Source organism: Methylobacterium sp. B4 (assembly GCF_003201865.1).
Lineage (GTDB): Bacteria > Pseudomonadota > Alphaproteobacteria > Rhizobiales > Beijerinckiaceae > Methylobacterium.
In genome coordinates this window covers 101,567-125,204 of sequence record NZ_QJJJ01000001.1, presented here as the reverse complement: position 1 = coordinate 125,204, position 23,638 = coordinate 101,567, and the positions used below count along the sequence as shown (strand labels likewise).

Annotated in this window: 28 protein-coding genes; 11 read left to right on the top strand and 17 right to left on the bottom strand. The window is 70.6% G+C overall.

From position 1 onward, the window contains the following. Window positions 1-27: 27 nt before the first annotated feature. Both pdeM and BY998_RS00595 read left to right on the top strand, forming a co-directional pair. Window positions 28-741 (top strand): ligase-associated DNA damage response endonuclease PdeM, encoded by a 714-nt coding sequence (pdeM, locus tag BY998_RS00600; RefSeq protein ID WP_110349682.1) that lies wholly within the window; start codon window positions 28-30, stop codon window positions 739-741. A gap of 213 nt (window positions 742-954) precedes the next feature. Continuing rightward, a complete protein-coding gene (locus tag BY998_RS00595; protein ID WP_210205493.1) occupies window positions 955-1,728 on the top strand; it encodes a class I SAM-dependent methyltransferase in 774 nt (257 codons plus the stop codon). Window positions 1,729-1,739: 11 nt separating this feature from the next. On the opposite strand, the gene BY998_RS00590 is transcribed toward BY998_RS00595, so the two are convergent. Beyond that, a complete protein-coding gene (locus BY998_RS00590) occupies window positions 1,740-2,177 on the bottom strand; it encodes a DUF3429 domain-containing protein (protein ID WP_110350226.1) in 438 nt (145 codons plus the stop codon). 270 nt (window positions 2,178-2,447) lie between these two features. Here BY998_RS00590 and BY998_RS00585 point away from each other — a divergent pair, with 270 nt between their 5' ends. From BY998_RS00585 to BY998_RS00575, 3 genes are all read left to right on the top strand, one after another. Next, window positions 2,448-3,770, top strand: a complete 1,323-nt coding sequence (locus tag BY998_RS00585) for a chloride channel protein (protein WP_110350225.1) — start codon at window positions 2,448-2,450, stop codon at window positions 3,768-3,770. Window positions 3,771-3,842: 72 nt separating this feature from the next. Continuing rightward, entirely contained in the window at window positions 3,843-4,022 is a 180-nt protein-coding gene (locus tag BY998_RS00580) for a DUF1328 domain-containing protein (RefSeq protein WP_009866949.1), read from the top strand. Window positions 4,023-4,026: 4 nt separating this feature from the next. Continuing rightward, window positions 4,027-4,875, top strand: coding sequence for an SDR family oxidoreductase (locus BY998_RS00575; RefSeq protein WP_110349681.1), 849 nt, complete (start codon window positions 4,027-4,029; stop codon window positions 4,873-4,875). 244 nt (window positions 4,876-5,119) lie between these two features. Here BY998_RS00575 and thiL read toward each other — a convergent pair whose 3' ends face one another. The 3 genes from thiL to ribH are packed head-to-tail and all read right to left on the bottom strand — an operon-like array spanning window position 5,120 to window position 7,130. After that, window positions 5,120-6,097 carry a thiamine-phosphate kinase gene (gene thiL / locus BY998_RS00570; RefSeq protein WP_110349680.1) on the bottom strand — a complete coding sequence of 326 codons (978 nt, stop codon included), beginning with the start codon at window positions 6,095-6,097 and terminating at the stop codon, window positions 5,120-5,122. A gap of 5 nt (window positions 6,098-6,102) precedes the next feature. After that, window positions 6,103-6,624 carry a transcription antitermination factor NusB gene (gene nusB, locus BY998_RS00565; RefSeq protein WP_110349679.1) on the bottom strand — a complete coding sequence of 174 codons (522 nt, stop codon included), beginning with the start codon at window positions 6,622-6,624 and terminating at the stop codon, window positions 6,103-6,105. Next, entirely contained in the window at window positions 6,621-7,130 is a 510-nt protein-coding gene (gene ribH / locus BY998_RS00560) for a 6,7-dimethyl-8-ribityllumazine synthase (RefSeq protein ID WP_110349678.1), read from the bottom strand. The genes nusB and ribH overlap by 4 nt, the downstream gene beginning before the upstream one ends. Window positions 7,131-7,467: 337 nt before the next feature. Here ribH and BY998_RS00555 point away from each other — a divergent pair, with 337 nt between their 5' ends. Continuing rightward, window positions 7,468-8,043 carry a hypothetical protein gene (locus BY998_RS00555; protein WP_245421431.1) on the top strand — a complete coding sequence of 192 codons (576 nt, stop codon included), beginning with the start codon at window positions 7,468-7,470 and terminating at the stop codon, window positions 8,041-8,043. Between the two features lie 12 nt (window positions 8,044-8,055). On the opposite strand, the gene BY998_RS00550 is transcribed toward BY998_RS00555, so the two are convergent. From BY998_RS00550 to BY998_RS00495, 12 genes are all read right to left on the bottom strand, one after another. Then, a complete protein-coding gene (locus tag BY998_RS00550; protein WP_110349677.1) occupies window positions 8,056-8,694 on the bottom strand; it encodes a riboflavin synthase in 639 nt (212 codons plus the stop codon). A gap of 1 nt (window position 8,695) precedes the next feature. Continuing rightward, window positions 8,696-9,772 (bottom strand): bifunctional diaminohydroxyphosphoribosylaminopyrimidine deaminase/5-amino-6-(5-phosphoribosylamino)uracil reductase RibD, encoded by a 1,077-nt coding sequence (gene ribD, locus BY998_RS00545; protein ID WP_181425414.1) that lies wholly within the window; start codon window positions 9,770-9,772, stop codon window positions 8,696-8,698. A 50-nt stretch (window positions 9,773-9,822) separates the two neighbouring features. Then, on the bottom strand, window positions 9,823-10,374 hold the full coding sequence (nrdR, locus tag BY998_RS00540; protein ID WP_110349675.1) for a transcriptional regulator NrdR: 552 nt from the start codon (window positions 10,372-10,374) through the stop codon (window positions 9,823-9,825). Between the two features lie 282 nt (window positions 10,375-10,656). Continuing rightward, on the bottom strand, window positions 10,657-11,961 hold the full coding sequence (glyA, locus tag BY998_RS00535; RefSeq protein WP_110349674.1) for a serine hydroxymethyltransferase: 1,305 nt from the start codon (window positions 11,959-11,961) through the stop codon (window positions 10,657-10,659). A gap of 374 nt (window positions 11,962-12,335) precedes the next feature. Next, window positions 12,336-12,821, bottom strand: a complete 486-nt coding sequence (locus BY998_RS00530; RefSeq protein WP_181425413.1) for an ATP F0F1 synthase subunit B — start codon at window positions 12,819-12,821, stop codon at window positions 12,336-12,338. A gap of 96 nt (window positions 12,822-12,917) precedes the next feature. After that, on the bottom strand, window positions 12,918-13,523 hold the full coding sequence (locus tag BY998_RS00525) for a F0F1 ATP synthase subunit B' (RefSeq protein WP_110349672.1): 606 nt from the start codon (window positions 13,521-13,523) through the stop codon (window positions 12,918-12,920). Window positions 13,524-13,648: 125 nt separating this feature from the next. After that, window positions 13,649-13,876 carry a F0F1 ATP synthase subunit C gene (locus BY998_RS00520; protein ID WP_003601125.1) on the bottom strand — a complete coding sequence of 76 codons (228 nt, stop codon included), beginning with the start codon at window positions 13,874-13,876 and terminating at the stop codon, window positions 13,649-13,651. 59 nt (window positions 13,877-13,935) lie between these two features. Beyond that, window positions 13,936-14,691 carry a F0F1 ATP synthase subunit A gene (locus tag BY998_RS00515; protein ID WP_017486420.1) on the bottom strand — a complete coding sequence of 252 codons (756 nt, stop codon included), beginning with the start codon at window positions 14,689-14,691 and terminating at the stop codon, window positions 13,936-13,938. 116 nt (window positions 14,692-14,807) lie between these two features. Then, window positions 14,808-15,176, bottom strand: a complete 369-nt coding sequence (locus tag BY998_RS00510; RefSeq protein WP_110349671.1) for an AtpZ/AtpI family protein — start codon at window positions 15,174-15,176, stop codon at window positions 14,808-14,810. 177 nt (window positions 15,177-15,353) lie between these two features. Continuing rightward, window positions 15,354-16,007 carry a DsbA family protein gene (locus tag BY998_RS00505; protein WP_110349670.1) on the bottom strand — a complete coding sequence of 218 codons (654 nt, stop codon included), beginning with the start codon at window positions 16,005-16,007 and terminating at the stop codon, window positions 15,354-15,356. 209 nt (window positions 16,008-16,216) lie between these two features. After that, on the bottom strand, window positions 16,217-16,699 hold the full coding sequence (locus tag BY998_RS00500; RefSeq protein ID WP_110349669.1) for a DciA family protein: 483 nt from the start codon (window positions 16,697-16,699) through the stop codon (window positions 16,217-16,219). Between the two features lie 149 nt (window positions 16,700-16,848). Continuing rightward, window positions 16,849-17,202, bottom strand: coding sequence for a DUF1428 domain-containing protein (locus BY998_RS00495; protein WP_110349668.1), 354 nt, complete (start codon window positions 17,200-17,202; stop codon window positions 16,849-16,851). Window positions 17,203-17,338: 136 nt separating this feature from the next. Between BY998_RS00495 and mutY the strand changes: the two genes are divergently transcribed. Continuing rightward, entirely contained in the window at window positions 17,339-18,559 is a 1,221-nt protein-coding gene (gene mutY / locus BY998_RS00490) for an A/G-specific adenine glycosylase (protein WP_110349667.1), read from the top strand. A gap of 68 nt (window positions 18,560-18,627) precedes the next feature. Here the strand turns inward: mutY and BY998_RS00485 are convergent, their stop codons facing one another. Continuing rightward, window positions 18,628-19,824 carry a site-specific DNA-methyltransferase gene (locus BY998_RS00485; protein WP_110350223.1) on the bottom strand — a complete coding sequence of 399 codons (1,197 nt, stop codon included), beginning with the start codon at window positions 19,822-19,824 and terminating at the stop codon, window positions 18,628-18,630. A 428-nt stretch (window positions 19,825-20,252) separates the two neighbouring features. On the opposite strand from BY998_RS00485, the gene BY998_RS00480 reads away from it, so the two are divergent. The 4 genes from BY998_RS00480 to BY998_RS00465 all read left to right on the top strand — a co-directional run bounded on the left by BY998_RS00480 (window position 20,253) and on the right by BY998_RS00465 (window position 23,297). After that, window positions 20,253-20,600, top strand: a complete 348-nt coding sequence (locus BY998_RS00480; protein ID WP_110349666.1) for a septal ring lytic transglycosylase RlpA family protein — start codon at window positions 20,253-20,255, stop codon at window positions 20,598-20,600. Between the two features lie 175 nt (window positions 20,601-20,775). Next, window positions 20,776-21,093, top strand: a complete 318-nt coding sequence (locus tag BY998_RS00475) for a polyhydroxyalkanoic acid system family protein (protein WP_110349665.1) — start codon at window positions 20,776-20,778, stop codon at window positions 21,091-21,093. A gap of 74 nt (window positions 21,094-21,167) precedes the next feature. Beyond that, a complete protein-coding gene (locus BY998_RS00470; protein ID WP_110349664.1) occupies window positions 21,168-21,395 on the top strand; it encodes a hypothetical protein in 228 nt (75 codons plus the stop codon). Between the two features lie 75 nt (window positions 21,396-21,470). After that, window positions 21,471-23,297: an ATP-binding cassette domain-containing protein gene (locus tag BY998_RS00465; protein WP_110349663.1), complete on the top strand. Its 1,827-nt coding sequence runs from the start codon at window positions 21,471-21,473 to the stop codon at window positions 23,295-23,297. Window positions 23,298-23,638 lie beyond the last annotated feature (341 nt).

Sequence of the window (23,638 nt, the reverse complement as noted above, 5' to 3'; positions counted from 1 at the left end):
CCTCCGCGATGTTTTGAGGATGCGACCTTGGCACTCGGCCAGAGACTCGAGAAGACCGTGAAGGGCACCGACCTTGCGCTCGCCGGAGAGGCCCTGAGCCTCGACCGCAGCGGCGCGCTCTGGCTGCCCGAGCACCACACCCTGGTGGTGTCGGACCTCCACTTGGAAAAGGGTTCGTCCTTTGCCGCCCGCTCCGGCCAGTTCCTGCCGCCCTACGACACCCGCGAGACGCTGAGCCTTCTGCACGAGGTGATCCAGCGGCTCGACCCGGCCCGCGTGGTCGCGCTGGGCGATTCCTTCCACGATGCCCGCGGCCCCGAGCGCATGGAGCCCGGCGACCGGGCCATGATCGCCGCGTTGCAGGAGGGGCGCGACTGGGTCTGGATCGCCGGCAACCACGACGCGGCGGTGAGCGAGGGCGTCGGCGGCCGCTACTGCGAGACGCTTGACCTCGGCGGCCTCACCCTGCGCCACGAGCCCCTGGCGGGCGCCGGCGAAGGCGAGATCGCCGGCCACCTGCACCCGTGCGGCAAGGTCAGCATGCGCGGCCGCTCCGTGCGCCGCCGCTGCTTCGTGAGTGACGGCCGCCGCCTCGTGATGCCGGCCTTCGGCGCCTATACCGGCGGCCTTAACGTGCGGGACGCCGCCTTCGAGCCGCTCTTTCCGAAGGGCTTCACCGCCTACCTGCTCGGCGACGGTCGCGTCTTCGCCATCGGCCGGACGATGCTGGGCAAGGACTGACCCCGTCGGGCGCGTCCGCGGGCGCTGCGACCGGCACCGTCCCAGAACGCACAGCCGGACCGTCGAGAAATCGCCGTCGACGCCGCCCCACGCATCCGTCCGGGTGCAATCTCCGGTATGATGCGTGGGACGACGGGCGCCCGCTTCCGGGCGGCCCGACTTCGGCGACGTGACTTTTTTCAGAACGACATTTCAGTCGAGAGGCAGTTGGACATGCTTCAGCATTCGCGGACGAAGTATTCCGGCTGTCCGCTCTGCGAGTCCACCGCGTTTCAGCCGGTCAGGGCCGCGAGCGTCGCAGCGCATCCGCGCTACAAGCCGGGGTTGCCCGCCGAGCTGATCTGGATGGCATGCACGGTCTGCGGCCGCGAATTCGCCGAGGGCTACTTCGACGACGCGGCCCTGGCGCTGATCTTCAGCGAATCGAATGCCGGCCAGCAAGTCGGCGAGGGCTACGAGCAGGCGCGCTGGATCGCCGCGCGGATGGTTCAACGGGTCGCCCGCCATGTCGGCGAGGGGTGCTGGCTCGATGTCGGGTTCGGAAACGCCGCCCTGGTCCTTACCGCCGACGAGTTCGGCTACGAGGCCGTGGGGCTCGACCTGCGCGAGCAGGAGGTGGCGACGCTGAGACGCCTCGGCTTCGAAGCCCATTGCAGGCTCATGGAAGATTTCGAGACGAGCGAACCGTTCGACGTCCTCAGCCTCGCCGACGTGCTGGAGCACATGCCGTTCCCCAACACGGGTCTGACCGCGGCGCGGCGTCTGCTGCGCCGGGGCGGCGCCCTGCTGGTCTCGATGCCGAACGCCGACGCCTTCGTCTGGCGCGGAATGGCGGCCAATCCCTATCACGGAGAGATCGAGCACTATCACAACTTCGGCCGCAGGCGCCTCTACGACCTCCTGCGGGAAACCGGCTTCGAACCTTGCGAGTACGGGGTCAGCGAGCGCTACCGCGCCTGCATGGAAGTCATCGCCCGCCGGACGTGAGCGGGACGCCGCTACGCCGCGACCAGCAGGGCGAGGCCGGCGATCCCCGACAAGGCCAGCCGCAGCCGGCCCATCCAGACCGGGACCATGCCGCGGCGGGGAAGGTCCTGATCGACGATGCCCCACAGCAGCACGAGCGCGCCGAGGATCCAGAGATCCCAGGGCGGCGGGGCGGCGAGCGCCGCCCAGGCCAGCAGCGAGGGCACGATCGCGAGCCCGTAATCGCGCCAGCCCGCCTCCCGTGCCGCCGCCGCCCCCCAGCGAATCCCGCCGAGGAAGGAGGCGATCACCGCGCCGTAGGCCGAGAGGATGGTGCGGGGCGACAGGCCGATCGTGCCGAGCCCGCCATCGGACCCGCTGACCGACAGGGCGGCGAAGCCCACGAACGGGATCAGCCCCGCGATGCCGAGAACCACCGCGCTCGCGGGAACCGTGCTCAGCCGCCCCATGCCGTCTCCCCGCTCGATCCGCCGGATCGACATCACTCGGTCGCAACGCCTCCGGAAGGCCCGAAGGCGGCCGGCCGGCGGCGTTGCCGTGGAGCCTTCTAAACGCGCAGATCCGCCATGGTCTCGCAACCGGGACCATTTGTTGCAGTGCGGCCAGGAGCGGGCATGGGAAGGGCGAATGGCGCGGGGACATCGCCCGCCCAGGCATGGCTCTTGCCGAGCCGGACCGGCAGGATGCGCTCACCCGGTCCGCACGAGCTCACCGACTCCATGCCGCTTCGTCCCTCGGACCCGAGACCCGCCCTGCGCCGGCTGCGCGGCGCCTCCGCCGATGCCTGGACCACCTGGCGCCGACGGACCCTGTTCCTGGCGGGCGGCGTCTGCGTCGGCTTGGCGGCGGTCCTCATGGCCAAGGCGGCGGATGCGGCGCAGGAGGGCTTTCGCCACGCGCTTCACGTCTCACCGGCCCTGGCGCTGCTGCTCTGCCCGGCCGGGTTCGCGCTGGCGGCATGGCTCGCCCGGACCGTCTTCCCGAACGCGCAGGGCTCGGGCATCCCGCAGGTCATCGCGGCCCGCGCCCTCGACGATCCGGGGGCGCGGCACGCCCTGATCTCCCTGAAGGTCGCGGCGGGCAAGATCGTCGTGATGTGCCTCGGCCTGCTCTGCGGGGCCTCGATCGGGCGCGAGGGCCCGACCGTGCAGGTCGGCGCGGCGATCATGGCCGCCTTCGGCCGCCTCAGCCCCGAGCGGATGCGGGGCCTGCTGCTCGCGGGCGGCGCGGCCGGCGTCGCCGCCGCCTTCAACACGCCGCTGGCCGGCATCGTGTTCGGCATCGAGGAGCTGGGGCGGGCCTATGACAGCCGGGGAAGCGCGCTCATCGTCGCCGCCATCGTCGCGGCCGGCCTGACCTCGCTCGCGATCCTCGGCGACTACAGCTATTTCGGCACCACCGATGCCCGGCTGACCCTCACCGCCGGTTGGCTGGCGGTGCCGGTGCTCGGCCTCGCCGGAGGCCTCGCGGGTGGGCTGTTCAGCCGCATCGTCATCGTCTTCGCGCGGGGGCTGCCGGGCCGGGCGGGCCGCCTCGTCGGCCGTCACGCCGTCCTCTTCGCCGCGCTGTGCGGCCTCGGTCTCGCCCTGTGCGGGCTCGCCTCCAGCGGCACCGTCTACGGGACCGGCTACGAGGAGGCCCGGGCGATCCTCCACGGCGCGGAGGCGCCGCGCTGGGACTTCGCTCCGCTGAAATTCCTCGCCACGGTGCTCTCCTCGATCAGCGGCATCCCCGGCGGCCTGTTCGCCCCCTCGCTCGCCGTCGGCGCCGGCCTCGGGGCGGAGGCGAGCCTGTTGCTGCCCCACGTTCCGGTCGGCGCGCTCGTGCTGATCGGCATGGTGGCCTATCTCGCCGGGGTGCTCCAGGCGCCGCTCACCTCCTTCGTCATCGTCACCGAGATGACTCAGGACCACGCCATGATGATTCCGCTGATGCTGGCCGCGCTGATCGCGGACGCGGTCTCGAAGGCCGTCTGCCGCGGCGGCCTCTACCACACCTTGGCGGAGGTGCTCGTGCGCCGCGCGGCCGAGCCCGGCGCCTGAACCATGGGCCGCGGCGGAACGCCGCCGCCCCTGGGTGGTTATTGCTCCGCTTTCGTTTCGGAGTGAACTGTCATGACGCTTCTCAAATGGGCCGCCATCGCCTTCGTCATCTCGCTCGTCGCGGGTGCCCTCGGCTTCACCGGCATCGCTTCCGGCGCGAGCTCCATCGCCCGCATCCTGTTCGGCCTGTTCCTCGTGCTTGCCATCGTCATCGTGGTGATCGCGCTCGCCGTCGGCCAAGCGGTCTTCTGAGCCGGTGCGCCTCGACGGCCGCACCGCCCTCGTCACCGGTGCCTCCTCCGGGATCGGCGCCGAGACGGCCCTGGGGCTCGCGCGGCTCGGGGCGCGGGTCGGCCTCGTCGGGCGCGATCCTGGCCGGACCGAGGCCTCCGCCGCGCGCATCCGCCGGGAAACCGGCGGCGCGGCGGATGTCTTCGTCGCCGACCTCTCCTCGCAGGCCGAGATCCGCCGCCTCGCGGGCGAGGTAGGGGCAAGCTACCCCAGGCTCGACATCCTCGTGAACAATGCGGGCGCGATCTTCAGCGAGCGCAGCCCGACGGTGGACGGGATCGAGCGGACCTGGGCGCTCGACCACCTCGCCTACGTTCTGCTGACGCACGAATTGCACGCGGGGCTCGCGCCCCGCGCCCGCATCGTCAACCTCGCCTCGGCCGCCCATACGCGCGGCAGGATCGACTTCGACGATCTCGGGGGCGAGCGGCGCTACGCCGCGATGAAGGCCTATGCCCAAGCCAAGCTCGGCAACGTCCTCTTCACCTACGCCCTGGCCCGGCGCCTCGCGGGCAGCGGCATCACCGTCAACGCGGTGCATCCGGGCGTGGTGGCGAGCGACTTCGCCAAGAACACGAGCGGCGTCCTCGGCTTCGCCTGGGGACTGATCCGCCCCTTCCTGATCTCGCCGGAGGACGGAGCCAAGACCTCCCTCCACGTGGCCACCGCGCCGGAAGTGGAGGGCGTGAGCGGGCGCTACTTCGCGAAATGCCGCGAGACGCCGTCCTCCGCCCTCAGCCGGGACGAGGCCCTGCAGGAGCGGGTCTGGACCCTGAGCCGGCGGCAGGTCGGGATCGAGGCGGAGGGCGTCTAGTCGGCGTGCCGCCATCGCCGGGAGGGCGGCGCCCGATCGCGTCCGCTCCACCTGGGGAGCGATCTCGCGAAGCGTCCCGTACGGCCTGCGCATGATGACGCGGCCGACTTCGCCGTCATTGCGAGGCGAAGCCGTGGCAATCCAGGGCTCCGCACCCTCCGGAGAGGCCGCGTCCTGGATCGCTTCCATCCGCTCGCGATGACGGAGTGCGGCGAAATCCGGAAGCGATCAACCGGAACCGGCGTCAGAAGTGGCTGAACGAGGTCCGTGCGAAATCCATGGCGCATCCCTCGCCGTCGAGGAAGAGCGGCGGGTCGTCGCCCGCCTCGACGCTGCCGATCTCCGCCGCCGGCACGCCCGCCGCCCGCGCTTCGGCGATGAAGGCGGGGAGGTGTTCCGGCGCCACCGCGCAGAGGATTTCGTAATCGTCCCCGCCGGTCAGGGCCGTGGCGAGGCGTTCGGGCGCAAGGGTGACGGCCGCCCGCGCGGCCTGCGAGAGCGGCACCGCGCCGGCCTCGACCCGGGCGGTCAGGCCGGTGCCGGCGAACATCTTTGCCAGGTCGCCCGCGAGCCCGTCCGACACGTCCATGGCCGCGCGAGCGTGCCGCCGCAGGGCGGGCACGAGCGCCAGGCGCGGACGCGGATGCAGGTAGCGCTCGCGCAAGGCGCCGCCATGGACGGGATCCAGCGCCGGGTCGGGCGTCAGATGCAGGGCGAGCCCGAGGGCGGCGTCGCCGATGCTGCCGCTGACGCAGAGCCGGTCGCCGGCCCGTGCCGCCTGCCGTCGCAGCATCGCACCCGCCGGCACCTCGCCGAAGGCGGTCACGCCGATCAGCGCCGGGCCGCCGGAGCGCACGGTGTCGCCGCCGAGGAGCGGGCAGCCATGGGCGCGGCTCGCCCCACCGAGCCCTTCGGCGAAGGCGGCCAGCCAATCCTCGGTCCAGTCGTCCGGAAGAGCCAGCGTCAGCAGGAAGCCGCGCGGGCTCGCCCCCTTGGCGGCGAGATCCGAGAGGTTCACGCCGAGCGCCTTCACGGCGATGGAGCCCGGCGGGTCGTCGGGGAAATAGTGCACGCCGGCCACGATCGCGTCGGCGGTCACCACGAGGTCATGGCCGGGCGTCGGCGTCAGGCTCGCGGCGTCGTCGCGCAGGCCCTCGGCGCCGGGTCCGGCGAGCGGCGCGAAGTAGCGCGCGATCAGCGCCTCCTCGCCCGCGCGCGCCATGCTCCTCAGCCCTTCTTCGGGGGCGCGGCCGGGATGCCGAACTCGGTGGAGCGTACCTCGCGGCCGACCCGGTCGAGCACGGCGTTGACCATGCCGGGCTCGTCGCCGCCGTAGAAGCTGTGGGCGACATCGACGTATTGCGAGATCGCGGCGCGGGCCGGCACGTCGCGGCGGAACATCAGCTCGTAGGCGCCCGCGCGCAGGATCGCCCGCAGCACGGCCTCCAGGCGGCGCAGCGGCCAGCCCTTGGCCAGCGCCGCGTCGAGCTTCGGGTCGATGGCGCGCTGCTCCTCGACCGCGCCGCGCAGCACGTCGCGGAAGAAGGCGGTCTCGGCCGGCGGGTGGACGACGCCGTCGATCTCCTGGCCGATCCAGTGCGCCTCGAACTCGGCCAGCGCCTCGATCACGCCCTTGTCCGAGATCTCCATCTCGTAGAGCGCCTGCACCACGGCGAGACGCGCCCCGGTGCGGGTGTTCGGCTTCGATTGGGCCGGCGTGTTGGCCGGTGTGGCGGCGGGCTCGCTCATCGGGCGGGTTCCAGCTTGGCGGCGCGCTTGATGGCGAGGAGGCTGAGCGCCGCCTCCGCCGCACCGCCACCCTTGTTCATCTTGGAGACCCGGGCGCGGGCCTGCGCCTGCTCCATGGTCTCGACGGTGAGGATGCCGTTGCCGAGCGGCAGGTGCTCGGCGACGGAGAGATCCATCAGCGCGCGGGCGCTCTCGCCCGCGACGATGTCGTAATGCCCCGTCTCGCCGCGGATGACGCAGCCGAGCGCCACCACCGCGTCGTAGGGGCCGCCGGCCTTGCGTCCGGCTTCCATCAGGATGGCGATGGCCGCGGGAATCTCCAGGGCGCCCGGCACCGTGAAGACCCGCGCCTCGGCGCCGACCGCTTCGATCGCCGCGCGGGCACCCGCGAGCAATTCGTCGGCGATGTCGTCGTAGTAGCGCGCCTCCACCACCAGCACGCGCGTGCCGGCGAGGCTCTCCAGGATGCTCTTCGGCGCGTCCGCGTTCCGGTTCTGGGATACCATGCCTGTGCCGTTCCGGAGCGAGTGCGCGGATGTTGGGGCGGGCCGGAGGGTTAGCCCAAGTGCCGCGGGCTCCACAAGCACCACGCGCAGCCCCGCCGTCGCCGGGCGTCCTGCCGGTCGCTCTTGATCGACGAACCGGCCACGAATCGCGGCGGATGTCATGATTGGACGCCCCCCACATCGCACGCGTGGCGGACGCGCAGGTGTCTCCCGAGGCGATCGAGGGCCGCCCTGCGACCCGCAGGAAGACGCGAAAATCGGATTTCGGCGCTGTTCATCGGCTCGTCCCGCGCCTTTCGATTGATCTGGGACGGTCGCTCATTGCCGGACCGCAGGCGTGACAGCAAAGCTGGCGGCGGCCGTCTCGATGAGCGGGCATGTGGAGACCGTCATGACGACCTGTTCGCCCAGAATCCTGGCCGGTGCAGCGCTCGCACTCCTGCTGATGACCGGCAGTGCCGCCCTGGCCAAGAAGGTCACCGTCGTGCCCGGGGATCGGCCGATCGCGGTCGACATCCCGGCCTCGTGGAAGGTCACCACGATCGATCGCGGCATCCAGGCACGGACGGCCGACGACGAAGTCTATCTTTGGTTCGAGAGCTACAAGCCCGCGCAGTTCACGGCCCTGCTCGGCGAGCACAACGCCTATTTCAAGGAACAGGGCGTGAAGGTGACGGGCGAAGGGCAGTCGAAGGAGGTCGACTTCCCGACCTACGTCCTCAAGGTCACCGAGTATCCCGCGACCTACGAGGGCAAGCCGACCGTGCTACGCTACCTCTCGGTCGTGCCCAAGGCCGATGGCTTGCGCTCCCTGCTCGTGAGCTACTGGGCCTCGCCCGCGGGCGACAAGACCTACGATGCGCAGACGAACGCGATTCTGAACAGCCTCGCCGCTTCCTACGACGGCAGGTAGGCGTTTCGCACTTCAGCCCTGCATCAACCCGCGCGCCTCGGCGAGGCGCGCGGCGTAGCGGGCCAGCAGATCGACTTCGAGGTTGATCCGGTCGCCCGCGCGGCGCTCCTCCCAGGTCGTCGCCGAGAGGCTGTGCGGGATCAGCAGCACCGAGAAATCGGCCCCGGAGACCGAATTGACGGTCAGCGAGGTGCCGTCGAGGCAGACCGAGCCTTTCTCGGCGATGAAGCCGGCCAGAGCGGCCGGGGCCCGCAGGGTGAAGCGCTCGCTCGCGCCCCAGGGATTGTCCTCCCCCGTCATCGTCTCGCGGGCGAGGATCTCGGCGACGCCGTCGACATGGCCGGTGACGAGGTGGCCGCCGAGTTCGTCGCCGATCTTCAGCGAGCGTTCGAGGTTGACCCGCGAGCCCTCGCGCCAGTCGCCGACCGTGGTACGGGCCAGCGTCTCGGCGGCGGCGTCCACGGCGAAGCGGCAGCCCGTGCCGTGCGGCTCGACTGCGACGGCGGTGAGGCAGGGGCCGGAGCAGGCGATCGAGGCGCCGAGCGCGATCCCGGCGGGATCGTAGGCGCTCTCGATGACGATCCGGCGCAGGCGCTCGCCGCCCTCGATCGAGACGACCCGGCCGACATCGGTGACGAGCCCGGTGAACATGTCAGATCCTCTCGTAGGTAAGCATCGTGTCGGGGCCGAGCGGCCGCGCCTCGATCTCGGCCAGGGTGCCGTCGGCCAGGCGGCGGGCGAGGTTCGGCCCGACCGCGGGCAGCCCGCCCGCCTCGCCCAGGACGGCCGGGCCGGTGATGAGCGTGCAGGCATCGATGAGATCGTGCGCGGCGAGCGCATCGGCAAGCGCCGGGCCGCCCTCGCTGCAGATCCGGGTCAGCCCGCGCTCGGCGAGCGCCGCGAGGGCGGCGGGCAGATCGATCCGGCCCTGCCCGTCGGTGGGAACGGCGGCGACCTCGACGCCGAAGGAGGCGAGCATCCGCCGGGCATGGGCGGGCGCGCCGCGCCCGGTTAGCACCAGGGTCGGCAGGTCGCGGGCGCCTCGCACGAGGTGGCTGGCAGGGTTGAGGCGCAGCGTCGAGTCGAGGACGATCCGAACCGGCGAGCGCTCGGCGAGCCCCGGCAGCCGCACCGTCAGCGAGGGGTCGTCCGCCCGGGCGGTGCCGATGCCGACCATGATGGCGTCGGCATGCGCGCGCCAGAGATGCACCGCCCCGTCCGCGATCTCCCCCGTGATCTTCAGGCGCTCGCCGGTCGCGGGGGCGGCGAAGCCGTCGCGGGTCCGGGCGAGCTTGAGATGCAGGCTCGGGCGCCCCCGCTTCATGCGGGTGAAATGGCCGCGATGGTCGCGGGCCGCCTCCTCGCGCAGGAGGCCGGTCTCCACGGTGATGCCGGCCGCACGGAGCTGCGCATGGCCGCGCCCGGCCACACGCGGGTCGAGATCCTCGATGGCAGTGACCACGCGGCTGACGCCGGCGGCGACCGTCGCATCGGTGCAGGGCGGGGTGTGGCCGTGATGCGAGCAGGGTTCCAGGGTGACGTAGAGGGTCGCGCCGCGGGCCGCCGCACCGGCCATGGCCAGCGCCAGCGGCTCCGCATGCGGGCGCCCGCCCGGTGCGGTCACCGCCTGACCGACGACGCGGCCTTGCGCCACCACCACGGCGCCGACGCTCGGGTTCGGCCAAGTCCGGCCGAGATTGCGCCGGCCCAGCGCCAGGGCGAGGCGCATGGCGCGTCGGTCGAGCGCGGCCTGCGCGGCGGCGTCCACGGCTGCGCCCGTCACGTGCGGGGCCGGGCCGGCCTGCGGCGCGGCTTCACGGCCTCCTCGGGGGGAGGGGGCGCGGCCTCCGGTTCCCCGATCGATGCGACCTCGCCGTCGAGCCGGCCGCCGAGAGTGCCGAGCAGATCCTGGAAGTCCTGCGCCTCGCGGAAATTCTTGTAGACGGAGGCGAAGCGGACATAGGCCACGTCGTCGAGGCCTTTGAGGCCCTCCATCACCGCCTCGCCGATGGCCTCGCTGGTGACCTCGCCCTCGCCGCCGCTCTCGAGCCGGCGGGTGACGCCGCTGACCAGCCGGTCGATCCGCTCGGGGTCGACCGGGCGCTTGCGCAGGGCCACGTCGACGGAGCGCTGCAGCTTGTCGCGGTCGAAGGGTACGCGCTTGCCCGAGCGCTTGAGCACGACGAGTTCGCGCAGCTGCACCCGCTCGAAGGTGGTGAAGCGTCCCCCGCAATCCGGGCAGACGCGGCGGCGGCGGATCGCGGCGGAATCCTCGCTCGGCCGCGAATCCTTCACCTGCGTGTCGGGCCCCCCGCAGAACGGACACCGCATCGCGCGCTCACCACCTCGTCCCGAAGGCCCGGCCGGGCCGCTTCGCCTCTCCTCTGCCCCAGCCGGCGATCAAATGCCAGAACGGGCGAGCCGTCCGGCGAGGGCGAGCGGCGCCGGACGGTCGGGCCGGCTCCGCCGCAACCGGGCGACCGCTCCGGGCTCGGCCGGAGGCGGCGCCGATGGCGACCCGCGAGCCGATTGCTGACAAAGAAAAGGCCGCGGATCCCGAGGATCCGCGGCCGCACCGGCCCGTATCCGGGCCGGTGAACGTCGTGGTGAGGCTTAGCTGTAGATCGGGAAGCGGTCGGTCAGGGCGTGGACCTTTTCCTTGACCGCGGCCTCGACGGCCGCATCGCCGCCCTCGCCCTTCTCGGCGACGCCATCGAGCACTTCCACGATCAGCGAGCCGACCTGCTTGAACTCGGCGACGCCGAAGCCGCGGGTGGTGCTGGCCGGGGTGCCGAGGCGGATGCCGGAGGTGACGGTGGGCTTCTGCGGGTCGAACGGCACGCCGTTCTTGTTGCAGGTGATGTCGGCCCGCGAGAGCGCCGCCTCGGCCGCCTTGCCGGTGAGGCCCTTCCGCTGGAGATCGACCAGCATCAGGTGGTTGTCGGTGCCGCCCGAGGTGATGTCGTAGCCGCCCGAGATGATGGTGTCGGCCAGCGCCTTGGCGTTGTCGATCACCTGCTTGGCGTAGATCTTGAACTCGGGCTTGAGCGCCTCGCCGAAGGCCACCGCCTTGGCGGCGATGACGTGCATCAGCGGGCCGCCCTGGAGGCCGGGGAAGATCGCCGAGTTGAACTTCTTGGCCAGGGCCTCGTCGTTCGTCAGGATCATGCCGCCGCGCGGGCCGCGCAGGGTCTTGTGCGTCGTGGTGGTGGCCACGTGCGCGTGCGGGAACGGCGAGGGGTGCAGACCCGCGGCGACGAGGCCGGCGAAGTGGGCCATGTCGACGAAGAAGAAGGCGCCCACGGAATCGGCGATCTCGCGGAACTTGGCGAAGTCCCAGTGGCGCGGGTAGCCCGAGCCGCCGGCGATGATCACCTTCGGCTTATGCTCCTGGGCGAGGCGCTCGACCTGCTCCATGTCGATGCGCTGGTCTTCGCGGCGCACGGTGTAGGAGACCGGCTTGAACCACTTGCCCGAGACGTTCGGAGGCGCGCCGTGAGTGAGGTGGCCGCCCGCGGCGAGGTCGAGGCCGAGGAAGGTGTCGCCCGGCTGCATCAGGGCCATGAACACGCCCTGGTTCGCCTGGGAGCCGGAATTGGGCTGCACGTTGGCGAAGCCGCAGCCGAACAGGCGCTTGGCCCGGTCGATGGCGAGTTCCTCGGCGATGTCCACGAACTGGCAGCCGCCGTAGTAGCGCCGGCCCGGATAGCCTTCCGCGTACTTGTTGGTCAGCACCGAGCCCTGAGCCTCGAGCACCGCGCGCGAGACGATGTTCTCGGAGGCGATCAGCTCGATCTCGTGCTGCTGGCGGCCCAGCTCCTGCGAGATGGCACGGGCGATCTCGGGATCCGTCTCGGCGAGGTGAGCGGAGAAGAAGGTGTCGAGGTCGGTGGTGTCGGACGCGGTTCCGGCGCTCATGAGCGTAGCCTCTTTTCGTTGTTTACGGGCAAACCCACCCGTTCTCCCGCTGACGTACACGGGGGTGTTTTTCAGGCAGGATTACTACACGCCGCGGAAGGACAGGCCAAGCACAGGCATTTTTTTGCCGCCCTTCAAAATTTTTGAAGATACGAACCCGATCTGCTGCGGCGCAGGCAGGTCAAGAACGCCCGCAAGATCTTCAACAAACGAAAACACCCGGTATGGGACCGGGTGTCGCAGTGCCGATCAAGTCGGCGGATCGTCGGCCGCGCCCCGCTCGACCGAGCTTAGGCGGAAGGCCGGACGAGGCTTGTGCGTTCGCGCCCGATCCTTGCGCAAAGGCGGCAAGGATCGGCTCGAGCTTCCGCCGGTCAGGCCTGCAGGCGGCTCTTCACGTCGCCGAGGCTGGCGCGGACGAGATCCTGGGCGGCGGCACCCTGAAGGCGCTCCCGCAGGATCGTCTCGGAAACCTTGACGGCAGCGTCGGCGGCGGCGGCGCGCACCTGCGCGGTGGCGGTCGCTTCGGCCTGGGCGATCTTGGCCTCGGCGGACCTGGTGCGACGGGCCACGAACTCGTTGAGGCGGGTCTGGCCCTCGGCAGCGGCCCGCTCGGCGTCCTGACGGGCGCCCGCGACGATGGCCTCGGCCTCGCGCTCGGCCTCGGTGCGGCGGCGCTTGTAGTCGGCGAGGACGGCGGCGGCCTCCTCACGCAGGCGGCGCGCCTCGTCGAGCTCGTGGCGCACGCGCTTGGCGCGGTTGTCGAGCCCGTTGGTCATCATCGAGAAGCCACCGACCCGCCAGACGATGACCAGGAACGCCACGAAGGCGACGGCGACCCAGAATTCGGCGGTCAACAACATGTCGGTCTCAAACCCTTGGTCGGCCTTGCGCCCGGCATGCCGGGACGGGGTCGGAACGGAAGAGCGGGGCCGGCGCGGGGCCGGCCCGCCGGATCAGTGGGTCGCGGGCATCGCGTCGAGGGCGCGGTTCAGGGTCGCCTGATCGGGCGCCTGACCGGTCAGGCGCTCGACGATCGCGGAGGCGGTCTCGCCGGCGATCGAGCGGACATTGCCCATGGCCTCGGTCGTGCGGGCACGAAGCGTCGCGTCGGAAGCAGCCAGGCGCTGGTTCAGCTCGGCCTCGAGGGCCTTGCGCTTGGCGTCGGCTTCCGCGGAGAGCGCGTTCCGGGTGTCCTGGGCGATGCCCTGCGCCTTGGCCTGGGCCTCGCGCAGCGATTGCTCGTAGGCGGCGCCCGCGGCATCGGCCTCGGTCTTCATGCGCTGCGCCTCGCCGAGATCGGACGAGAGGCGGTTGGAGCGCTCACCGAGGATCGCCTCGATGCGCGGCAGCGCGACCTTGGACATGAGGTAGTAGAGCAGGCCGAAGGCCAGCGCGAGCCAGATCAGCTGCGAGAGGAAGGTGTGGCTCTCGAAGGGCGGGAAGGCACCGCCGTGGCCGCCGGAGGGCTGCTCGGTATGGGTATGGGGGCTTCCGGGCGGAACGATCGTCGTGTCCGCGTTCGGAGAGGGAGTCGTGAGGGGATTCTTCTGCTCGGCCATGGCCCTGTCCGGTGACGTCGGAAGGCCGGCTCCGCGGGCGGAGCGGCCGGATCAACGAGCGGGGGAGCGCGAGGCGGACCCGGTGGGCGAAAAACCCTGGGCCGGCCCGCGCTCCCCCGGAAACGTCAGACGGCGAAGAGGAGCAGCAGGGCGACGAGCAGCGAGAAGATGCCCAGCGCCTCGGTGAGCGCGAAGCCCAGCAGCAGGTTGGTGCGCTGGCTGTCGGCGGCCGACGGGTTGCGCAGGGCGCCCGCGTAGAACTGGCCGAACAGGTTGCCGAGGCCGATGCTGGCGCCCGCCATGCCGAGGCAGGCGAGGCCGGCGCCGATGTACTTCGCAGCGACGGGATCCATGAAACACTCCTGAAGTTCGAACGGGGTTCGTTAGGGCGGAAGGGTCCGGCCGGGAAGGATCAGTGGCCGGGGTGGAGGGCGTCGGCGAGATAGACCGCCGTCAGCGTCGCGAAGACGTAAGCCTGGAGGGCCGCGACGAGGAACTCGAGGGCCGTCAGCGCGATGGTGAGCGCGAGCGGCAGGGGCGAGAGCACGCCCCAGGCGCCGGCAACCAGGAGCTGGACCACGAAGAAGGCGAAGATCTTCAGCGCGATGTGGCCGGCCAGGATGTTGGCGAAGAGACGGACCGAGAGGCTGATCGGACGCGACAGGAACGACACGATCTCGATCGGCACCATGATGAGGAGCAGCGGCTTGGGCACGCCCGACGGCACGAAGACGCCGAGGAAGTGGGTGCCGTGCTTGGCCACGCCGTAGATCACCACGGTCAGGATCACCACCAGCGCGAGGCCGAAGGTGACGATGAGGTGGCTGGTGACGGCGAAGGCGTAGGGGATCATCCCGAGCAGGTTCAGGATGAGCACGAACATGAAGAGCGAGAAGACCAGCGGCAGGAAGCGCTTGCCGTCCGCGCCGGTGGCTTGGTGCACCGTGTCCGCGATGAACTCGTAGAGCGTCTCGGCCAGCGCCTGCAGGCGGCCCGGAACGACCGCGCGGCCGGAGGTCGCCACGATGGTCAGCAGCGCGATGATGCCCACCGCGGCGAACATGTAGAGAGCCGATTGCGTGAACGCGAGCTGCTGGTTGCCGATGTGACCCAGCGAGACGAGCGGCTGCAGCTCGAACTGGTGGATCGGGTCGATACTGACCGCCATGTGCCCGCTTCCGCCCCTTATTGTGTCGCGCGTGGAGCCAGGCGGCTCCCCTCTCGCGCGTCGCCCTTACACGATGCCGGGCGAGTCTCAAGACCCTAGAGGCCGCTTGAGGACCCTTACCGGCGATCTTTTCCCGCTTTGTTGCCGCTGAAGCCGCTGATCCGCATGACGTTGTAGATCCCCGTCACGAAGCCCAGCATCAGCAGTACGATCATTCCCCAGGGCTTGGTCCCCAGAAGATGATCGGCGATGTAGCCGAGGATTCCACCGGCGATCACGCCCGCGATGAACTCGGTCGAGAGACGCATGGCCTGACCGAGCGGGGCTGACCCGCCGGACGTGCCGGTGCGCGCAGCTTCGCCGGAAGCGGCTTTGGGCCGCTTTCCCTCGAGCTGCGTCTCGAGACGTTTGAGCCTCGCGGAGAGATCGCCTTCGGCGGGCGCCTTTTCCGGCCCGCCCCCGGGCTCCGTCGGGCCGCCGCTCACGGGCGACCCCAGACGTCGTCGGGAGCGGAGGGAAACGACAGGCCCCCTCGGCGCGGCGCACCATAGTTTCGCCAACCTTGAGTGTCAAGGCGACCCGGCCGCTCATTAAAGCATTGATAAATCATAAGATTTCTTGCTTTTCCACGGCCTTCTGCGGGGCTGCCCGGACGCCCGCGATCAGGCGCCCAAGATCGGCTTGATGATCTTCTCGATCTCTTCGATCGAGAGAGCGCCCGCGCGCTTCTCGCCATTGATGAAGAAGGTCGGCGTCGATTCGACCTTGAGGGTTTCGAGGCCCCGGGTCTTCACCGCGTTGATGGCGGCGTAGGTCTTCTGATCCTTGAGACAGGCCTCGAACTTCTCCTTCGAGAAGCCGGCCTGACGCAGCAGTTGCTCCAGCGCGTCCACGGGCGATTGCGGCTTGCGCACGAAGGCCCAGTTCGCCTGCTGGTCGAAGAGCAGATCGGTGATGGGATAGTACTTCGCCTCGCCGTCGCAGCGCGCCAGCATGAAGGCGGCGGTGGCGAGCGGATCGAGCGGGAATTCACGCAGGGTGAAGCGGACCTTGCCCGTGTCGATGTAGCGCTCCTTGAGCACCGGCCAGGTCGTGGCGTGGAAATGCGCGCAGTGGGAGCAGGTCATCGAGGCGTACTCGATGATCGTGACCTTGGCGTCCGCCGGGCCGAGCCAGACGTCGCCGAGGGGACCGGGCTGGAGGAGGGCGGCCGCGTCGGCCGATTGCGCCAGCGCCTCGGCGGAAAACCGGGGCAGCAGGGCGGCCGCGCCGATGGCGAGGCCGGTCATCTTCAGGGCGTCGCGCCGGGTGATCATGGCTGGGACGGGCTCCGTTGGCGGGCCACCCACGGCCCGATGACGCTCAGAATAGGACGGAACGGCTCCGTCCGACCGCCGGACGCGTCGCCGCACGGCGTGTCTCGAGAGCCGCTTATCACGGCGCCGCGCGGCAGGCACGCCCCCGGACCTCAGCCCGACGCGTTGTCCCGGGCGCCGCTCGCCGGCATTCGGACGGAACGAAGCGGCTAGCGCGGCCCGGCCGCCACCACGGCGACGCCGAGCCGGTCGAGGGCGTCGCGCAGACGGTCCTCCTCGATGCGCGCGACGGCGAGCGCCACCTCGCCGCGCCGGGCCGGATCGAGGGCGCGCGGCGGCTGGCGCCGGGCGGTGCGGTGCAACCGGTCCTGGCGCAGGACGATCTTGCCGATGCAGGCCCAGCCGTAATGCGCGTTGACGCGCTGGATCACGATCGGCGCGAGGTGCTGGAGTTCGAGGGCGAAGGCGCCCTCCACCCGCACCACGAGGGTTCCGGGCTCGGGTCGCCCTTCCGCGTCGCGGCGGGCGCGACGGGGCCATTCGAGCTTCACCGGCTGGCAGGCATCGGCGAGGCGCGCGCCCACGATGTCGGGCCAGACGGCGAGGATGTCGGAGGAGGCAAAGCCCTGCGCGGCGAAAGCCGGGCCGATGCAGCCTTCGATCAGTTCGCTCAACGGTTTGACGCGCGCCATCGGCACCCCGGACACCGGGCGGCGCGCGGCAGGCGCCTCCCACCGCGCCAGACTACCCGAAATGCGGCCCGCGCGGGAGTCGGACCAAGCAGGCCACCGGCCTCGCAAGGACGGGGGACGACCAGTCGGAAGTAACCCCCAAACCGGGGTCAGGCCTCGACCAGGGTCTCGAACCCGCCGAAGATCAGGCGCTTGCCGTCGAACGGCATCGTCTCCGGCGTGCAGGCCATGCGCGGGTCCTTCATCACCCGGGCGTTGGTCTCGTCGCGGGCCTGCCGCGAGGCGTGCAGGATCCAGGAGAATACGACGACCTCGTCCTCCTTCGCCTGGACCGCGCGGGGAAACGAGGTGCGTTCGCCCAAAGGCACGTCGTCGCCGACCGCCTCGACCACCGCGAGCGCCCCGTATTCCCGCCACACCTCCGCGGCGGTCTGGGCGACCTGCCGGTAGGCGTCAAGATTCGACCGCGGCACGGCCAGCACGAATCCGTCGACGTAAGCCATATCCTGCTCCTTCTCCGGGTTTGCCGATCAAGGACGCACCGTCCGCCGTGGAGCCGACAGCACACCTCGACTTTTCTCAAGGGTCGGCCGGATCGAACCGCTTTTTCCGCCCGCGCGGGGCCGCTATGGACAGGCCATGCCCGCGCACGCCGCCTCGGCCGCAGACCTCCTCGTCTGGTACGACCGCCACCGCCGCGCGCTGCCCTGGCGGGCGCTTCCGGGCGAGCAGCCCGACCCGTACCGGGTCTGGCTCTCGGAGGTGATGCTGCAGCAGACCACCGTCACGGCGGTGAAGCCCTACTTCGAGAAATTCCTGCGACTGTTTCCCGACGTGACGGCGCTCGCCGCCGCGCCCGAGGAGGCGGTGATGTCGGCCTGGGCGGGCCTCGGATACTACTCGCGTGCCCGGAACCTGCACGCCTGCGCGAAGCTGGTCGCGGCAGCCGGCGCCTTTCCCGACACCGAGGAGGGCTTGCGCAAGCTGCCGGGAGTCGGCGCCTACACGGCCGGCGCCATCGCGGCCATCGCCTTCGACCGGCCGGCGGCGGCGGTCGACGGCAATGTCGAGCGGGTGATGAGCCGCCTGCACGCCATCGAGACGCCGCTGCCGGCCGCCCGCGCGCCCATCCGCCTGTTCACGCAAGGGATCGTGCCGCGCGACCGGCCCGGCGATTTCGCGCAGGCGCTGATGGATCTCGGCGCGACGCTCTGCACGCCCAAGCGTCCCGCTTGCGCGCTCTGCCCCTGGATGGCGCCCTGCCGCGCCCGGGCCGAGGGTCTGCAGGAGACGTTTCCGCGCAAGGTGAAGAAGGAGAAGGGGATTTTGCGCAGGGGCGCGGCGTTCGTGGCCATTCGGGCCGGCGACGGGGCGATTCTGCTGCGCACGCGGCCGGCGGAAGGGCTGCTCGGCTCCATGGCCGAGCCGCCGACCAGCGCTTGGCTGCCCGATTACGATCCGGCCAAGGGCCTGCTCGACGCGCCCCTCGACGCCCGCTGGAAGCGCCTGCCCGGCGTGGTGAAGCACGGCTTCACGCATTTTCCGCTCGAACTGACGGTGTTCCTCGCCCGCGTCGCCGCGGAGACCCGGGCACCGGAGGGCATGCGCTTCACGCCCCGGGACGCGCTCGACGCCGAGCCCCTGCCGGGCGCCATGAAGAAGGTGCTGGCCCACGCACTCGCCGGCCCGGTGCCTGTCCCTGCGCCGACGGCGACTCCGGTCCGGGAGCCCGATCTCGCCACGATGCCGGAGCCCGAGCCGCCGCCCCGGCGCGGGCCGATCCCGAAGCCCGCCTCGTCGCGGCCCTCGGATCTGGCGCGGATCGTCAAGAAGGCGCCCAAGCCGGTTCGAACGCGGTAGTCGGCGAAGATGCAGGGCACGGCCCTGCACCCGCGAAAGGACTCGTCCTTTCGAAACCCAGAGAAAAACTACGCGTCGATCCGCGCCCGCATCTCGCTGCGATACTCGTCGATGCAGACGAGTTTCCCGCCGCGCTCCGCGTGCCAGAACGTCCAGCCGTTGCAGGCGGGCAGACCCTGCACCAGGGCGCCGACCTTGTGGATCGAGCCCATGGCCGGCCCGACGCTGAGCTGGCCGTCGGGGCGCACGGTCGCCCGGAAACGGCGGCGCTCGTCGGTGAGGCTCTCGCCGGGGCGGACCAGGCCCGCCTCGACGACGCTGAGGAAGGGGATGCGCGGCTCGGCCCGCTTCGGCGTCGCGAGTGCGAGCGAGGCCGCCGACAGCGTCTCGATGCCCGCGATCCGGGCGTGCGCCGCCGCGGCGTAGGTCGCGTCGCGCTCGCAACCGATGAAGTGGCGGCCGAGCCGCCTCGCCACCGCGCCGGTCGTGCCGGTGCCGAAGAAGGGATCGAGCACCACGTCGCCCGGATTGGTGGCTGCCAGCAGCGTGCGGGCGAGCAGAGCCTCCGGCTTCTGGGTCGGGTGAACCTTGCGGCCCGCCTCGTCCTTCAGCCTTTCCTCGCCCGTGCAGAGCGGGATGAACCAGTCGGAGCGCATCTGAAGGTCTTCGTTGCCAGCCTTCAGGGCGTCGTAGTGGAAGGTGTACTTGGCCTGAGGCGAGCGCGAGGCCCAGATCAGGGTCTCGTGGGCGTTGGTGAAGCGCTTGCCGCGGAAGTTCGGCATCGGGTTGGCCTTGCGCCAGACGATGTCGTTCAGGATCCAGTAACCGAGATCCTGCAACGCGCTCCCGACCCGGAAGATGTTGTGGTACGAGCCGATCACCCACAGGGTCGCATTCGGCTTCATCACACGGCGCGCGGCCTTGAGCCAGGCACGGGTGAAGTCGTCGTAGGCGGAAAAGCTGGAGAACTTGTCCCAGTCGTCGTCGACGGCGTCGACCACGCTCTGGTCGGGACGGGTCAGGCCCGCCTCGCCGAGCTGGAGATTGTAGGGCGGGTCGGCGAAGACGCAGTCGACGCTTTCCGCCGGCAGACGGTCCATGGCGGCGATACAGTCGCCGATCAGGATTTCGTCGAGGGGAAGGGTGTTGGGGAGACGCTGAACGGAGGGTGCAAGACCCATCCGCGGCGCCGACGCGATCCGCCCGGTACGCGAGACTTGATTCCGGGCGGTGGCGCCGACGACCGCGGTACGCGGGGAAGCCATGGCAAACACCGGTTACGCGACTGACAACCGGACCATGCCCCGATCACGGTAAAGGCCGGGTTTGCCCACGCACGAGCCCTGCGTCTCGATATGGGGCGGCAGTTTTTGCCGGGCCCATCCATGCATCAAATGCAAACCTGCGTCGCGCCTCGGGCAGCCGGCCGGGAAGCTCTGTCAAGGCTTATCCGTGCGCCGCGCCGACGCCCACGAATGCTTGCGCGACAAGTTATGAGCATTGATCGCCTTAGCTGCACGATGCAGTCGCAAGTATTCAGTTCTTCCCACGGCCAGCGGGCAGGAAACCGCGACCGATAGTCTTCTGTGGAGCAACGGCCGGGCGCCGAAATCAACGTCTTATTTTGGCCGAGATCGGGCTCATTTTCCGCGGCGCTCAACGCATCGCAAAAAACAAGGGAATGCGATCCACGATGAAGGTCACCAACCGGTCCGTTGCCGTCTGCCTCGCCACCGTCATCGGCGCGTTCGTCGCGCTGCCCGCCCAGGCCCAGAGCGGCCAAGCCTCCTGGTACGGAAGCGGCCGCAAGACGGCCAACGGCGAGCGGTTCAACCCGAACGGATACACCGCCGCTCACCGCCACCTGCCCTTCGGCACCCGCGTGCGCGTGACGAACCGCGCCAACGGCCGCTCCGTGGTGGTGCGCATCAACGACCGGGGTCCCTTCGTCGGCGGCCGTGTGATCGACCTTGCTCGCGGCTCCGCCCGCGCCATCGGCATGTCGGGCACGAGCTACGTCTCGCTCAACGTGGTGCGCTGAAGCGCGCAACGCGCAGGCCCCGGCAACGTCGTGCGCTGAAGCGCACGACACTCAGATCCTGGATGGCACGGAGACGTTGCCGGGGAACCGAGCCCTTCCCATAATCATCTTACGGTCGATGAAGGCCCGGGGCGGCAACCGCCTCGGGCCGCGTGCGATGAACAGAGGGCGTACGATGGCGAAGCCGATGGTGGTCGAGATTCCGCATGAACTCGGCCGCGAGGAGGCCCGGCGGCGGATCGACGAGGGCACCGTGAAGGTTCGCGACGCCCTGGGCAGGAGCGGCATCACCATCAATGCGCTGAACTGGACCGGCGACCGCCTCGACTATTCCGTCACCGCGCTCGCCCAGACCGTGGACGGCCAGATCGACGTCGGCCAGGACATCGTGCGCGTCGAGGTGCGGATGCCGCTGCTGCTCTCGATGTTCGCCCAGAAGATCCAGAAGATCGTCGGCAAGGAAGGCAACAATCTCCTCCTGACCAAGAAGTAGCGGGAACCCCGCGCGGCAGCCTCCGTTGGCGAGGGGCGGCGGCACGGTGGCCGCCGCCAGCGAGGTGCGTCTCCATGGCCAATCCCGGACAGATTCCGGAATCCCCCGTGCCCGGACCGGAAACCCCGAGCCCCGGCCCCGCCACGCCCGACGCGCCGCAGGTGCCCGAGCCCGGCCCCGGCCCGGAGATCCCCGGTGGGACGCCCGCCGAAGCGCCGGGCGAGACGCCGACAGAGATTCCGGTCGAGAGCCCCGGCATGCCGGATTCGACGCCGACAGGCCCGGCCAACCCGATCGCCTGACGATCCGAAAGGCGGGGGCCATCCAAGGCCCCCGCTTCGATTGTTCCCGACCCCGGCGGCTGCCATAAGCCCGCCATGGCCGTCACACCCCTTCTCACCCTCCAGGACGTCGCACTCACCTTCGGCGGTACCCCGCTGATCGAGCGGGCGGACCTGACCATCGCGCCGGGTGAACGCACCTGCCTCGTCGGCCGCAACGGCTCGGGCAAGTCCACCCTGATGCGCATCGCCGCCGGCCTCGTCGAGCCGGACCGCGCCGTGCGCTTCGTCCAGCCCGGCACCACGATCCGCTACCTCGCCCAGGAACCGGATTTTTCAGGGTTCGAGACCACGCTCGCCTTCGTGGAGGCCGGCCTCGCACCCGGCGACGACGCCCATCGCGCCCGCTACCTGCTGGAGAGCCTCGGCCTCGACGGCACCGAGGATCCCCGCCGGCTCTCCGGCGGCGAGGGGCGCCGGACCGCGCTCGCCCAGGCGCTGGCGCCCGAGCCCGACATCCTGCTGCTCGACGAGCCCACCAACCATCTCGACCTTCCCGCCATCGAGTGGCTCGAGACGGAATTGAAGCGCACGCGCTCGGCGCTGGTCCTCATCAGCCACGACCGCCGCTTCCTCTCGGCCCTCTCGCGGGCCACCGTCTGGCTCGACCGGGGTGTGACGCGGCGGATCGAGCAGGGTTTTTCCAGCTTCGAGGCGTGGCGCGACGCCTTCTTCGAGGAGGAGGAGCGGGACAAGCACAAGCTCGACCGCAAGATCGCCGACGAGGAGCACTGGCTGCGCTACGGCGTCACCGCCCGGCGCAAGCGCAACGTGCGCCGCCTCTCGGACCTTCAGGATCTTCGCAAGAAGAGCCGCGAGCACCGGCGCCCCGTGGGGCAGGCGGTGCTGTCGGCTTCCGAGGGCGAGGCCTCGGGCACGCTGATTGCGGAGGCGCGCCAGGTCTCGAAATCCTACGGCGAGCGCCGGATCGTCAACGACCTGACCCTGCGCGTCCTGCGCGGCGACCGGCTCGGCATCGTCGGCCCGAACGGGGCCGGCAAGACCACGCTCATCAACCTGCTCACCGGTGCGCTCGCGCCCGATTCGGGCGAGATGCGCCTCGGCACCGGCCTCAACATGGTCCATCTCGATCAGGCCCGCGCCGTGCTGGAGCCGAGCGCCACCGTGACGGAGGTGCTCACCGGCGGGCGCGGCGACAGCGTCACGGTGGGCGGGCGCAGCCGCCACGTGATCGGCTATCTGAAGGACTTCCTGTTCACCCCCGAGCAGGCGCGCACGCCCGTGAGCGTGCTCTCCGGCGGCGAGCGCAACCGCCTCCTGATCGCCCGGGCGCTCGCCCAGGCCTCGAACCTGCTCGTGCTCGACGAGCCGACCAACGACCTCGACCTCGAAACCCTCGACCTGCTGCAGGAGATGCTGGGCGACTACGCGGGCACCCTGATCCTGGTGAGCCACGACCGCGACTTCCTCGACCGCGTGGCCGGCAGCGTGCTGGTGAGCGAGGGGGAGGGGCGCTGGGTCGAGTATGCCGGCGGCTATTCCGACATGCTGGCCCAGCGCGGGCGCGGGGTGGAGGCACGCAGCGATTCGAAGGAGAGCAAGCCCTCCCGTGATCGGGCCGAGCCGCGGGAGAAGTCCGCCCGGGCGGCGCCGGCCGCGAGCCGAACCAAGCTCGGCTTCAAGGAGCAGCACGAACTGAAGACGCTGCCGGGCCGCATGGCCGAGCTCGAGGCAGGCATCGCCAAGCTGCGCGAGGTGCTGTCCGATCCCGGCCTCTACGGTCGCGACGCGGGCCGGTTCCAGAAGGCCACCGCGATGCTGGGCGCTGCGGAGACGGAACTCGCGGCGGCCGAGGAGCGCTGGTTGACGCTGGAGATGCTGCGCGAGGCGGCGGAAGGTTGAGCCCCGTCTCGCCGATCTCGATGCAGATCTCCGGGCAAAGCCGGTCTTTAACCGGCTCATTATGGGGAAAACATTTTCCCGGCGGGCCGGATTAAGTTGCGACGCTGCAACAGCTGCCGTCGAAGCCTCTTTGTAACGCCCCAAAGACAGTCATCTCTGTTGCCCGTACGGCAACGCTCGCCCATGGTGCCGCTGCGGACGGGCAACCCCGCCGCGAGCCTGACCGACCCCACCGCGGGGCGGCCCGGGCACCAGGAGACACAGGACGGGTTGGGCCGCGCACGGGACGGTGAGCGCTCCTCCAAAACAAGTCCGGTCTCACGGGTCTCGAAACTTCTGGA

Excerpts from the sequence above, each read along its gene's own strand:
- BY998_RS00595 (WP_210205493.1), top strand. The coding sequence starts at position 955 with ATGCTTCAGCATTCGCGGACGAAGTATTCCGGCTGTCCGCTCTGCGAG.
- BY998_RS00500 (WP_110349669.1), bottom strand. The coding sequence starts at position 16,699 with ATGGCGCGCGTCAAACCGTTGAGCGAACTGATCGAAGGCTGCATCGGC.
- BY998_RS00550 (WP_110349677.1), bottom strand. The coding sequence starts at position 8,694 with ATGTTCACCGGGCTCGTCACCGATGTCGGCCGGGTCGTCTCGATCGAG.
- mutY (WP_110349667.1), top strand. The coding sequence starts at position 17,339 with ATGCCCGCGCACGCCGCCTCGGCCGCAGACCTCCTCGTCTGGTACGAC.
- BY998_RS00495 (WP_110349668.1), bottom strand. The coding sequence starts at position 17,202 with ATGGCTTACGTCGACGGATTCGTGCTGGCCGTGCCGCGGTCGAATCTT.
- BY998_RS00585 (WP_110350225.1), top strand. The coding sequence starts at position 2,448 with ATGCCGCTTCGTCCCTCGGACCCGAGACCCGCCCTGCGCCGGCTGCGC.
- BY998_RS00520 (WP_003601125.1), bottom strand. The coding sequence starts at position 13,876 with ATGGATCCCGTCGCTGCGAAGTACATCGGCGCCGGCCTCGCCTGCCTC.
- BY998_RS00470 (WP_110349664.1), top strand. The coding sequence starts at position 21,168 with ATGGCCAATCCCGGACAGATTCCGGAATCCCCCGTGCCCGGACCGGAA.
- ribD (WP_181425414.1), bottom strand. The coding sequence starts at position 9,772 with ATGCGCCTCGCCCTGGCGCTGGGCCGGCGCAATCTCGGCCGGACTTGG.
- BY998_RS00480 (WP_110349666.1), top strand. The coding sequence starts at position 20,253 with ATGAAGGTCACCAACCGGTCCGTTGCCGTCTGCCTCGCCACCGTCATC.
- nusB (WP_110349679.1), bottom strand. The coding sequence starts at position 6,624 with ATGAGCGAGCCCGCCGCCACACCGGCCAACACGCCGGCCCAATCGAAG.
- BY998_RS00475 (WP_110349665.1), top strand. The coding sequence starts at position 20,776 with ATGGCGAAGCCGATGGTGGTCGAGATTCCGCATGAACTCGGCCGCGAG.
- BY998_RS00515 (WP_017486420.1), bottom strand. The coding sequence starts at position 14,691 with ATGGCGGTCAGTATCGACCCGATCCACCAGTTCGAGCTGCAGCCGCTC.
- nrdR (WP_110349675.1), bottom strand. The coding sequence starts at position 10,374 with ATGCGGTGTCCGTTCTGCGGGGGGCCCGACACGCAGGTGAAGGATTCG.
- BY998_RS00590 (WP_110350226.1), bottom strand. The coding sequence starts at position 2,177 with ATGGGGCGGCTGAGCACGGTTCCCGCGAGCGCGGTGGTTCTCGGCATC.
- glyA (WP_110349674.1), bottom strand. The coding sequence starts at position 11,961 with ATGAGCGCCGGAACCGCGTCCGACACCACCGACCTCGACACCTTCTTC.
- BY998_RS00505 (WP_110349670.1), bottom strand. The coding sequence starts at position 16,007 with ATGATCACCCGGCGCGACGCCCTGAAGATGACCGGCCTCGCCATCGGC.
- ribH (WP_110349678.1), bottom strand. The coding sequence starts at position 7,130 with ATGGTATCCCAGAACCGGAACGCGGACGCGCCGAAGAGCATCCTGGAG.
- BY998_RS00465 (WP_110349663.1), top strand. The coding sequence starts at position 21,471 with ATGGCCGTCACACCCCTTCTCACCCTCCAGGACGTCGCACTCACCTTC.
- BY998_RS00485 (WP_110350223.1), bottom strand. The coding sequence starts at position 19,824 with ATGGCTTCCCCGCGTACCGCGGTCGTCGGCGCCACCGCCCGGAATCAA.
- BY998_RS00580 (WP_009866949.1), top strand. The coding sequence starts at position 3,843 with ATGACGCTTCTCAAATGGGCCGCCATCGCCTTCGTCATCTCGCTCGTC.
- thiL (WP_110349680.1), bottom strand. The coding sequence starts at position 6,097 with ATGGCGCGCGCGGGCGAGGAGGCGCTGATCGCGCGCTACTTCGCGCCG.
- BY998_RS00525 (WP_110349672.1), bottom strand. The coding sequence starts at position 13,523 with ATGGCCGAGCAGAAGAATCCCCTCACGACTCCCTCTCCGAACGCGGAC.